Below are 12,015 nucleotides of genomic sequence, written 5' to 3' on the forward strand. Positions count from 1 at the left end.
AACCATCTTTTTCGCGGATATGATTTGAACCTGTTCCGAAGCTTTCCTCACCGCAAAGCGTGGCTTTTCCAGCATCTAATAAATTACCGAAAAACTTCCAACCTGTGGGCGGTTTTGTTTTGGTTGAATGTTCTGGCAGTTCGGGGAGAATCCGTTGAGAATATTGTCAAAGAACACTGGAAAACTTACGGGCGAAATTACTATTCTCGCCATGACTACGAAGAAGTCGAAAGCGATAAAGCCAATGAGTTAATTACTCGTTTGCGTTCGAGTTTAGCGACGATGAAAGGCAAAACATTCGGGCGTTATGAAGTGGAATACGCGGACGACTTTAGTTATACCGATCCGGTTGATAATAGTGTTTCTGATAAACAAGGGGTTCGCATTGGGTTTACTGATGGTTCTCGGATTGTTTTTCGACTGTCTGGCACTGGAACAAAAGGGGCAACATTACGACTTTATTTAGAAAGTTATGAACCCGATGCCAGTAAACAGGGTTTAGATCCACAAGTAGCGTTAGGGGATTTCATTTCAATTGCCGATGAAATTGCTCAAATTAAGTCGATAACAGGTCGTACAGAACCCACTGTTATTACCTAAAGTATACAGAGAAACCCGGTTTCTTGGAGAAATCGGGTTTTTGGAACACCCCACACCCTAAATTAAGTAAAGGTGATAAATGTTCCGGATTTTGGTGTCAATACCGTTGTAGATTGATGAAGTAGACCTTCTCTATAGCAACGAACAGTTAAACNAGAAACCCGGTTTCTTGGAGAAATCGGGTTTTTGGAACACCCCACACCCTAAATTAAGTAAAGGTGATAAATGTTCCGGATTTTGGTGTCAATACCGTTGTAGATTGATGAAGTAGACCTTCTCTATAGCAACGAACAGTTAAACCATTGGGTTATATAGCAGTCGAAGCCTTTGATTAGGACAGTGTTTTTCTGTCAAATCCTTTTATGATAAAGGTTTCAATTCTGTCTCCTGTCTCGGTGTCTCCTGACTTCTGCTATATTCCCAAAACTGATCCTTTGCTGTTCTCGACTTAACCCGAATTTTGTGCCGTCTCAAGCCCTATTTTCCGACTAGATGATTGGAACAATAATCCTGTTCTATCTGTCAGTATATTTTCGTGAAAAGTTGTCTTGAGGCTTTCATCCCTACGGATGATTTTTTTTCCCTCTCGTTCCCTCAAGCTGAAGAAGAACCTACTCTTTAAATTGATGATCTGTTAACAGCTTGATCAGAGTGGGTTTCCCGTTTCTTGGCTTGTCACTCGTCACTTCTTAAACAGGTGAGAAGGGATTGACTTGCAAACATCACAACTCAATCCGTCAATCGCTAAAACGCTGACAAACAACGGATACAGGGGGATAATCTCCCTAAAATTCCGGCTAAAGTTGGGAGATTGAGAAGAATAAAGTAGAGAAGAACGCAGAACAATCAAACCCTGATGAACCCTAAATTCAAATAACAAACGAGGTGAGCAAAATGGTTCCGATGACACCCAAAAGGTTAGATCTAATGATAGCACTTCCAATGCTACTGATGCTCAGTGGAAATTCTAGCTTGGCAGATAGCGGGAAAATCAAACCGCCGATCTCCCAACCGGATGGCGTTTTGCAAATGGAGATCCAAGATTCTACTTCTTTTGAGGATGAGAAGTTACTCTCCCCTGAGATTCTTTATGATCGTACACCCTGTAAACTCTACGGGAAATGCTAAAAACAGCAAAAACTCATCGTGTGAGGAGTTTATTGTTCGATCGATTGGCTTTCATTGGGTAGGCTTTCATTGGATCTGATTCGACTGAAAGCATTTTCCCGAGATTGAAGAATTGACCACAGACTGCTATGATTTTGTCCGATCTGACTACTTTCATCCCCTATACTTTAACATATGTGATATATGGTATGGGTAATAGCGGAGTAGACGATGCGATCGCCTAAAAAGTTCCCGATGCAAACAAGTAAAGATATTTTATGGCTTTTCCGAGTCTCTATAAAGCAGTGCTATCCTAAAGTATATTTTTATATTCATCAATCTGAGATCAAGCTAATCTAGGCGTATCGGAGAAAAAATTGACCAGCCCAATGAATGTATATCCCCAAGATGATACAGTAACCCACAATCAAAGCCAGCTTGATACTCTCTCTCGAACCTTACAACTGTCAGAGGGAGAATTCTCATTGGTGTTGGTTCGCTGTAACTATATTAGTCTGCGGAAAACAATTGTTAAGCAACTCCACAAAAAATCAGNTACAGTAACCCACAATCAAAGCCAGCTTGATACTCTCTCTCGAACCTTACAACTGTCAGAGGGAGAATTCTCATTGGTGTTGGTTCGCTGTAACTATATTAGTCTGCGGAAAACAATTGTTAAGCAACTCCACAAAAAATCAGCTTTACCCATTCGAGAAATTCATCTGAGTGCTTCTATTGATAACCTCTATCGTACCCTAGAAACAGAACTCTCAGAAGAACATCCTGCTGTTGTCATGGTGTTTGGTTTAGAGAGGGTGGAAACGCTAGATGAAGTCTTAGCGGCGACTAACTTAGCGAGAGAAGCCTTTTTAAACTTTCCCTTTCCGGTATTGCTGTGGATTAATGATCAACTGTGGAAAAAGTTAAATCGACGAGCGCCGGATTTTACTGGCTACGCGACGACTTATGTTTTTCAACAAAGTTCTAGCGAATTAATTCACTTTCTTTCGAGCAAATCTCAGCAACTCTTCACCACCATTTTAGAACTCGGGGGGTGTTCATTTGTTTCCAATAGCAAAATTTTGGGTGAACATTGCGCCTCGGAACTGCAACTAGCTTATCAAGATTTAACAAACCGAAAAATTACTTTAACACCCGCTTTAACGGCTAGTCTAAGGTTCGTTCTGGCTCGACATTACTACGCTCATCAAAACATCTCAGAAGCGCTAGAAAACTATAACCTCAGTTGGAACTTTTGGCAACAAGAGAGTACAAAACTCTCATCTCGTTCATCGAATTTTGAGGCTGAATATCCATTGGTTCATTCTTCCCCTGCCGTAAATCCGCTCATTTGGCAGGGTATTATTTTGTATCATCTAGGGTTATGTTCAGCTTACCAAGCCGAACAACATCTCAGGCACAGTAGTCACAAAGAATGGCTAGAAGCCCGAATGTATTTTGAGCAATGTTTAGACTATTTTGAAGCGGCAAAACGACCCGATTTAGTCGCAAAGTTTATTAATCAACTGGGTGAAATTCTGCGGGAACTGGAAGATTGGGACGCTTTGTTTAAACTCGCTCAAAAATCCAGAAAATTACATCAACAGCAAAACTCTCAACCGCTACAACTCGCTCAAGATTACGGCTTTTTTGCGGAATATTATCGGCATAAATCTGACTGGCAAAATACCAAAGAATTCGCCTCAATAGCCTTAGAAATACTGAATCAAAATCCCCAGGAAATTATTGATGATCCGCTCACCAATAAAAATCAAGGTTTATATTACTGGATACTGGCTCAAGCCTTAGAACAGTTAAGCCAACCTTGGGAGGCCATAGAAAAGTTAGAAATTGCCTACAAAGAAACCGCTCCTAAATACAATCCTAGATTTTATCTGCAAATCTTAGGAATGTTGCGCCGACTCTATTTTGAACTCGGTCAATATCGAGAAGCCTTTGATATTAAAAAAGAACATCGTACAAAATCGAGTGCATTTGGCTATACGGCTTTTATTGGCGCCGGACGACTCGAACCCCGAGAACAAGCGGTTGATCCGATGTTAGGAACGGTGTCAACTGAAGCCACTGTTACCGATGAAATCAAAGCCTCTGGTCGTGAAGAAGCAATTAATCGTTTACTCCAACGCATCGGAAGCACTCAACACAAATTAACGGTGATTTATGGTCAGTCTGGAGTCGGTAAAAGTTCGATTATTCGAGCGGGTTTAGTTCCGGCTTTGCAAGATTTGAGTGTGGAAGCCCGTCAAATTGTTCCGATCTTGCTGAGAACTTACAACTCCTATGCAAAAGAACTTGAAAATAAATTATACGCTGATCGAACTCAAGCCTTTTTAGAAGAAGAGGAAACGATAGAAAACCGTGAAGAAGCAGAAAAATCAACCCGCCAGACAGAACAAACCCATCAAGAAGCGATTGAAAATATTTTACTCAAATTAAAAGAAAACGCGAACAATAATCAAATCACGATCTTAATTTTTGATCACTTTGAAGAATTTTTCTTCGCCCATAGAAGACTCAGCACTCGCCGCCTTTTTTTTGAAGTCTTAAGAGATTGTCTCAATTTACCCTATGTAAAAGTGATGATCTCCGTTCGAGAGGACTACTTACATCATTTATTAGAAGGAACCCGATTAATTGATTTTGAAATTGTTAACAACGATATTTTAAATAAAGACATTCTATTTTATTTGGGCAACTTGACCCCGACAGAAGCTTACAACGTCATCAAAAGTTTAACAGATCGCTCCCATTTTTTCCTAGAAGATGCCCTAATTCAAGCCTTAGTTAATGACCTCTCGCGGGAATTAGGAGAAGTTCGTCCGATAGAATTACAAGTCGTCGGCGCCCAACTTCAAGCCGAAGATATTACTACTTTAGCCGACTATAAACGTCAAGGCCCCCATCAAAAATTAGTCGAGCGCTTTCTCGAAGAAGTCATTCAAGATTGTGGCCCAGAACATCAACAAACCGCGAATTTAATCCTGTTTTTACTCACCGATGAAAACAACACTCGGCCGCTAAAAACCCGTTCAGAATTAACAGAAGAATTCAAAGGAAAACTCGGAAAAGAAGCCGTAGAATATCAACTGGATTTAATTCTGTATATTCTGGCAAAATCTGGCTTAGTCTCCCGAGAAATCATAGATGGGGCAGAATTTTATCAACTGGTTCACGATTATCTGGCTGATTTTATTCGTCAGAAAAATCGCTTAGATCGAGATGCAGAATTTGAGCAACTGCAACAAAAAAATAAAGCACTCAAAGAAGATGTAGATGTCTATTCTCGCCTCGCCAAAGAAACCGAACGTCGTAGCACAGCAGAAGAACGTAGCCGCCAACTTGAACGAATTATGGCGGTTTTAGCCGGATTTGTCTTTGCCGGATTTGGTCTATTTGCAATGGCTCAAAGAAAACAAGAAGCCCGAGCAAGAATTGAAGCCATTCAAGCGGCTCAAGAGTCTTTAATTGTAGGCGATCAAAACGATCAAATTGGCATTTTACGAGCGACTTTGGTGATTGGTGAAAGTATTCAACAAACCCAAGCGTCCAAAGAACAAAAAGACGAGATTGCTAAAGGACTGCGAAAGTTATTTGATAATAGTTTACACGAGCGCAATCGACTCGAACAAGAAGACAGTATTTTAGCCGCAAGCTACAGTCCCGATGGTCAAATCATCGCTACCGCCGGAAACGAAAAAGTGATCAAACTCTGGGGTAAAGATGGCAGATTTATTCAAGATCTGATCGATCCGTCTCTCAATTCACAACCTGTTTCCCATGAGGATAACGTGATTAGCGTGAGTTTTAGTCCCGATGGAAATCAGATCGCCTCAGCCAGTATCGATAGGACAGTCAAACTCTGGAGTCGAGACGGACAACTGTTAAAAACCTTCAAAGGTCATCAGGATGTGGTGACGAGTGTTAGTTTCAGTCCCGATGGTCGGGTTTTGGCTTCCGGGAGTGGTGATAGTACGATCAAGCTTTGGGATGTTGAACAGGAAACCCTGATTAAAACCCTCAACGCCCATCAAGGTGGAGTTTTAGATGTAAAGTTTAGCCCCGACGGTCAAACCCTCGCTTCCGGTGGGAATTCAGATCCAACCGTGAAACTTTGGAAGCCAGACGGCACCTTCCTAAAAACCCTCAGAGGGCATTGTGAGTCCCTCAGACAGACAGAAGACTGCATTGGGGTCTATGAAGTCAGTTTTAGCCCGAATGGTCAGATTTTGGCTTCTGCAAGCGGCGATCGCACCGTTAGACTGTGGAACCTAAAAACCAATACCGTTGAAACCCTCAAAGGACACAACAGTGATGTTTTAGGCGTGAGTTTTAGCCCCGATGGTCAGACCATTGCCAGTAGTAGTCGCGATAGCACGGTGAAACTGTGGAATAAAAATGGCGCGATTTTGCAAACGTTTACCGGACACAAAAATGATGTCTGGACGGTGAGTTTTAGTCCCGATAGTCAGATGATCGCTTCCGCCAGTGCAGACAATACCGTAAAACTCTGGGATCGCAACAGAAATCCCCTCGATCAAATCTTGCAAGGACATTCTCACGCTGTTAATGATATTAGTTGGAGTCAGAATGGAATCATTGCCACCGCTAGCGACGATCAAACCGTTAGACTGTGGAAGACAGACAGTGCGGAACCGTTGAAAAACTCAACCGATGAACCGTTGGTGTTGAACAATCAAAAACAAGTGCGTTGGGTAAGTTTGAGTCCAGACGGAGAAACCCTGGCGACAGTGAGTCAACAACAACCTACCGTTAAACTCTGGAACCTCAAAGGCGAGTTGGTTCAAACCTTAAGCGGACATCAGAAACCCGTGAATGCTGTAGAGTTTAGTCCGACTGGAATGATCGCTTCTGGAAGTGAAGATCGCACCGTGAAGCTTTGGCAACCCGACGGCAGCTTAATTGACACTTTGAAGCTTGATGATCCGGTTGTGAGTATTCGTTTCAATGCGATCGGAAATCAGATGGCGACGGCAACTTCAGATTCTACGGGATCTGCGATCCTATTGTGGAGTTCCCAAAAAGCAGGTTGGGAGTCGCGCAGGATTTTGTCTTACCCCAATCAAACCATTAATGAGATTAGTTATACCCCCAAAGAAGGACTATTAGCGATTGCAGTTGATCGCCAGGTTGTCCTGTGGAGTCCCAGCCGGGGAGCATCTTGTCCTTTGAAACATCAAGCCATTGTACGCGGTGTTGATTTTCATCCTAATGGGACTCTGATTGCGAGTGCGAGTGATGATAAAAAAGTTCGACTATGGCAGCTTGATCGTCAACAGCTTTGGCCTGTAGATGGAAACTGTTCCGCTCAGAGGGAAATTGAGGCTTTTTACACCCTTGATCAAGATGTGTTTCTTAATAGTGTCTATTTCGATCCCGATGGTAAACTTTTGGCGATCGCTCGAGAAGATGGAACAACGATTTTGTGGAATATGCAAGGTTTTCAGTTAGGTTATCAAATTCGTGCGGGTTGTCTGTGGTTAAATGATTATCTCCAGACTGATACTTCAGATGAACAAAACCGTACTCCTCTATGTCAGGGGATAAGAAACAGTGAACAGTCAGTAATGTTACCTTGAGACTGTACAGTTGGGTGCTGTTTTTTAACAGGGAGCCAGGAAGATAATAGACACAACACAACAGGAGTATTGATAACAATGCCTAAAATAATAAATTCCGAATATTTGCGTCCCGGATATGCAGAAAAAGCCGAACAAATCCTTGAAGGTGCCATACCCGAATTTTTGGCACATGGCTATGCTTGCACCAGTATGGATAGAATAGCAAAATCAGCCGGAGTCTCCAAACAAACCCTTTACAGTCATTTTTCCGATAAAGATGGCTTGTTTACCGCCCTTGTCAAGCGCATTGCTTCCGAGAAATTTCGCCTGGTTTGGTCAAAACCCCTCAAAGGTGAACCAGAAAGCGTTCTCCGAGATCTCGCGGAGAGAATTTTACAAAATGCTGATGAGGATGGACAGCTTTGTTTTGCCCGTTTAATTATCGCGGAGTCCGGCAAACGACCCGATTTGGCAGAAGTCTTTGTGCAGGAATTGATTCAACCTTCAACGGTGATTCTAACGCAGTATTTTAGAGATTGTTCAGAACTGGAAATTAACGATCCTGAAGCCACCGCCCGTATTTTTGTCGGGGCTTTAGTTCACTTCGTTCTCATTCAGAAAGTGCTGCACGGACATCGACTGATGCCGATGGACTCCGAACGGTTAATTGATAGCCTTGTGGATACGATCATTAAAGCTGGACGCCAAACCGATCCTGAAAACAACAAATTGTTAATCTAATTAAGGGTAATCACTTATTCTCTGCTCTCGATCATGGATCAACTTGTGTATACTCCTCCCTTTTTGCTGAAAAATGGCTTAACCATGACGGTTTATGCGGCGTTGAGAGCAAAGAAAACTTGGGAACAAACAACCCCTCACCCAGAACCTCCTTATCAAGACCAAATTTTTATCGGTGCGGAAAATGTTCCGATTTTTGGTAAATATGCCATTGCCGAACATTCACGCGGTACAATTGTCGGAACCTACGGCATTACCGGAGATTTAGATAATCAATGGTTTCTCAGACTGTTGGGGCGTAAAGCCTACGCTCAAGGCTACAGCGTTGTATTGTTTGATTGGCGGGCGCATGGCAAAACCGCAGAACTTTCTCCGACGCTAACCTCAGATGGACTGTATGAGGGAGAAGATTTTGTTCGCATCGCCGCCCATGCGAAAGCTTTAGGCTGTCCGCCTCCGTTTTGGTTTACGGGATATTCTCTGGGTGGACAGTTGGCGCTGTGGGGCGTGAAAGCGGCTCAAACGGTTTCAGACTGGGGAAATGACCTGGAGTTCAGCGAGTCCGACTTTGCTGGGGGAGCGGTGATTTGTCCGAGTCTTGATTCTAGCCGTTCTCTGTCCTATTTGGTACAACATCGCTGGGGAAAATATCTAGAAAGAGCGATCGCCTCTGAACTGAAAAAGTTAGCCAGACGCATCTATACAGCGCATCCTGAAGCGATTGATCCTGAAGCGATTAAACGAGCGAATAGTATTTGGGGATTTGATCACGAACTGGTGATCGAACGACTGGGTTTTTCATCGGTTGAAGACTACTATAACGCCAGTAGTGCGCTGGCTTTGTTGCCTCAATTGCAGAAACCCACGTTAATCCTTTATGCTGCGGATGATCCTTTATTTGACCCGACGATTATCCCCGATTTGCAAGCCGCTAGCCGCGAAAATTCAGCGATTGATTTGAGATTAACCCAATATGGCGGTCATGTGGGTTATATTAGCAGTAAATCTTCTCAACTTCAAGCTGAAGATCCGGATCGTTGGTGGGCTTGGAATCGAATGTTGCAGTGGTGCGATCGCTTGTCAAATTCTAGCTATTCAGTTGAATTTGAATCGCCGTTAACCAATATTATTTCCAGGCACAAACACCATTAACCCATCTGGAATACATTCAATTTCCACAGGAGTTGTACCGATAACTTCCCCATCAACAACCACTTTTTGAGGCGGATTTGCAGTCAGCTTGATTCGTTGAGTTCTAAAATGATAAATATCAGGATGATCGGGATTTGTTTTAACTAAAGCCGAACCCAGCATATTAATCATCGTGGCAACCGCTCGTAATTTAGGATTATTAACCAGTTGTTGGGGATTAACATTAACCGTTGCAATCGTAACATCTAAGAGATGATCATCAAAAATAACTTCTCCTTTTCCCTGGGCTAACACCGAAGTCGGGGGTGCAGCATTCGCAATCGTAATCGCGGCTGAATTCATTTGATAAACCTCGTTATTAACTTCAATTTCTGTTAAAAACAATTCTTGCTCATTCAGTTGTTGCCAACCCGCAATTAAATAGGCTAAAGCCCCCCATTGTTCTTTCATTTCTCGAGTCGCTTTGTCAATCGTTTCGGCTTCATAGCCAATTCCGGCGAGTAAAATCATCGGTTTTTGGTTGCAGTAAGCCGCATCAACAACCCGAGTATTTCCATTAATAATCACTTGACAAGCACTTCTAATCGGAGTCAAGGCGACGGGAATTCCTAAAGCGACTGCAAAGGCATTTGCGGTTCCTCTCGGAATCACACCCAAGGGGATTTGTGTGCCAATTAACACTCCCGCTACCGCCGAAATTGTACCATCACCACCACTGGCAATAATCAGATCGGGTTCAGTTGCAATGGCTTTTAGAGTCAGTTCTTCAGCACTTTCTTCTGGGGTAGTTTGATGAACCTGTAAGTGCAGGTGAGGTTCAAGTAATTTGCAAATTAAAGCTAACTCTTGAGTCGAATTTCCACTTCCGGAAACCGGGTTAAATATTAGATGAGCAATTCGTGACTGACGGAGTTTTTCAACAATAGNTTCTGGGGTAGTTTGATGAACCTGTAAGTGCAGGTGAGGTTCAAGTAATTTGCAAATTAAAGCTAACTCTTGAGTCGAATTTCCACTTCCGGAAACCGGGTTAAATATTAGATGAGCAATTCGTGACTGACGGAGTTTTTCAACAATAGCTTCAGCCGTAGCACTATTAATCGCAAGGGGAACATTATGAACCGCACAAATGCGTTGTAACGCTTGAATATCGGGTTCATGGGGTTGGGAAAAAAGCGGATCTATCAGGAAAATAACGGCTAATATTTTTCCTTCAGCGACTTGTGCTGCAATTTGAAGATCTCCTCCTTGTGGCCCGGAGAGCAGGGGTTCAACCGTCAGGTTTGTTCCTTGTTGAATTCGTTGTCCTGTTGTTGCCGTGGCTATCAAGTGATAACGAGAAAAAATGCCTTGATATCGTAAAATGAATTCAACCAGTTCTTCTTTTTTGCGATCGTGAGCAATCAGAGCAAGGGTAGCAGCCATAAAAAAATTAGCCTTTTGGGGAAGTTGACATTAACAAATAAAGTGAATCAATTAACCGAATACCCTCCAGCTAGCGTCTCGCTTGCACTTTTGATTTAATAATATAAACGCTATATCCTCATATTTTGACTTGACATCCTCCCTCTCTAAATCAGAGATTATAGAGAGGGATTCCCAAACATCGCTATTTGGGTTTACTGCTTTTGCGGCACTTATCNTTGACATCCTCCCTCTCTAAATCAGAGATTATAGAGAGGGATTCCCAAACATCGCTATTTGGGTTTACTGCTTTTGCGGCACTTATCTAGGCTGTTACCAACCCCCGACAGTACGCCTACACAGTCAATTTCTTCTACGATCTGCCCAACCGCAGTGACACCTCGGTTACAAATCACTTTTGCTGCTGCAACATCACGGTTGATTTCGTACTGGCATTCGGGGCATTTATGTGTACGTTCAGACAAGCTTTTTTTGCCTGTATGCACTCCACAATTTGGACAGATTTGACTGGTGTATCTGTAGTCAACCTTGCCAAAATAAACCCCCCTTTTCCAGCATACCCAAGCGAGTATATTGAAGAACTGACCGAACCCTGCGTCTAAAGTATGTTTACCTAACATTCCTTTCGCCCAGGTTCTCAAGTCGAGATCTTCCACAAATATCATTCCAGCTTGGTCGCACAAATGATGAGCCAGTTTGAAATGAAAATCTTTTCGGGTCTCTGATATTTTTTGATGAAGTCTTGCTATCTTCTGGTTGAGTTTCTGTCTATTCGATGAACCCTTTGNTTAAATCCCTCGGGAATGGGTCGAGATAATCTCATTTTAACTAATCCAATCTGAGGAAGTTTTATCCAATCGTTTGAGATGGGATTACTTTTAAACTGGGGGAAGACAAACGACCGCATCCGATACTTGTTCTTGAAACGAGGAAAGCCATAACCCTTTTCTTTTATGTTGTTCAATGCTCTCTCTAAAGTCTTCAAGACTTGCTGTAAAACTTGAGCATTTACTTTCTTAAGTTCTGGGTTAGTTTTCTTCGACTTGGTTAGATTCGCGGCTTGTACGTTGTAGTTGGGGTAAGGGGTATCTGCTGAGATGATGTATTCTTGTTGTAATGAACAAGAATTAATTGCACACTTCCTACTATTTATCCAGTCTTTCCGCTCTCTTAAGGCATAATTCCACACCTTTCTACAGACCGCCAACATTTCTTCAATGATGACGATCTGTTTTTGGGAAGGGACTAGCTTAAATTCGTAGGTTAGTGTTAGCATACTAGGATTGTAACATGGTTCTACCCCGCCATGTTAACCCGTTAGACTTTAGGAAAGGAAAACTTGAGACGGGCTTTCCCAAAACCGAGTCTTTTTTGTTGGTCGCAATTCACCTAC

General features: G+C 42.6%; 8 protein-coding genes and 2 pseudogenes. 5 read left to right on the forward strand and 5 right to left on the reverse strand.

The genetic code is table 11. The annotated features are described in order from the left end of the window. Nucleotides 1–151 (reverse strand): hypothetical protein (locus WN50_RS31755; protein WP_342586732.1); only part of this gene is annotated, 151 nt, incomplete at its 3' end. On the opposite strand from WN50_RS31755, the gene WN50_RS38025 reads away from it, so the two are divergent. The 5 genes from WN50_RS38025 (at nt 124) to WN50_RS03270 (ending at nt 9,200) form a co-directional block, all read left to right on the forward strand. Further along, a complete protein-coding gene (locus WN50_RS38025; RefSeq protein WP_483425968.1) occupies nt 124–600 on the forward strand; it encodes a hypothetical protein in 477 nt (158 codons plus the stop codon). The two genes, WN50_RS31755 and WN50_RS38025, sit on opposite strands and share 28 nt — an antisense overlap. Before the next feature lie 927 nt (nt 601–1,527). After that, nucleotides 1,528–1,728, forward strand: coding sequence for a hypothetical protein (locus WN50_RS03255; RefSeq protein ID WP_152964692.1), 201 nt, complete (start codon nt 1,528–1,530; stop codon nt 1,726–1,728). 611 nt (nt 1,729–2,339) lie between these two features. Continuing rightward, nucleotides 2,340–7,325, forward strand: a complete 4,986-nt coding sequence (locus WN50_RS03260; RefSeq protein ID WP_235440818.1) for a WD40 domain-containing protein — start codon at nt 2,340–2,342, stop codon at nt 7,323–7,325. Nucleotides 7,326–7,403: 78 nt separating this feature from the next. After that, entirely contained in the window at nt 7,404–8,048 is a 645-nt protein-coding gene (locus WN50_RS03265; RefSeq protein WP_046277887.1) for a TetR/AcrR family transcriptional regulator, read from the forward strand. 33 nt (nt 8,049–8,081) lie between these two features. Continuing rightward, a complete protein-coding gene (locus WN50_RS03270) occupies nt 8,082–9,200 on the forward strand; it encodes a YheT family hydrolase (protein ID WP_046277888.1) in 1,119 nt (372 codons plus the stop codon). On the opposite strand, the gene WN50_RS35775 is transcribed toward WN50_RS03270, so the two are convergent. The 4 genes and pseudogenes from WN50_RS35775 to WN50_RS35120 form a co-directional block, all read right to left on the reverse strand. Further along, on the reverse strand, nt 9,165–10,124 hold the full coding sequence (locus WN50_RS35775; RefSeq protein WP_342586731.1) for a diacylglycerol kinase family protein: 960 nt from the start codon (nt 10,122–10,124) through the stop codon (nt 9,165–9,167). The two genes, WN50_RS03270 and WN50_RS35775, sit on opposite strands and share 36 nt — an antisense overlap. 3 nt (nt 10,125–10,127) lie before the next feature. Further along, a pseudogene (gene mgsA, locus WN50_RS35780) lies at nt 10,128–10,622 on the reverse strand (methylglyoxal synthase); the annotation flags it as partial. Nucleotides 10,623–10,894: 272 nt separating this feature from the next. After that, a partial coding sequence (locus WN50_RS35115; RefSeq protein ID WP_235440816.1) for an RNA-guided endonuclease InsQ/TnpB family protein occupies nt 10,895–11,409 on the reverse strand: 515 nt, incomplete at its 5' end. A gap of 1 nt (nt 11,410) precedes the next feature. Further along, nucleotides 11,411–11,898: pseudogene (locus tag WN50_RS35120) on the reverse strand (RNA-guided endonuclease InsQ/TnpB family protein); the annotation flags it as partial. Nucleotides 11,899–12,015: the final 117 nt, after the last annotated feature.

The sequence above is a fragment of the Limnoraphis robusta CS-951 genome (assembly GCF_000972705.2).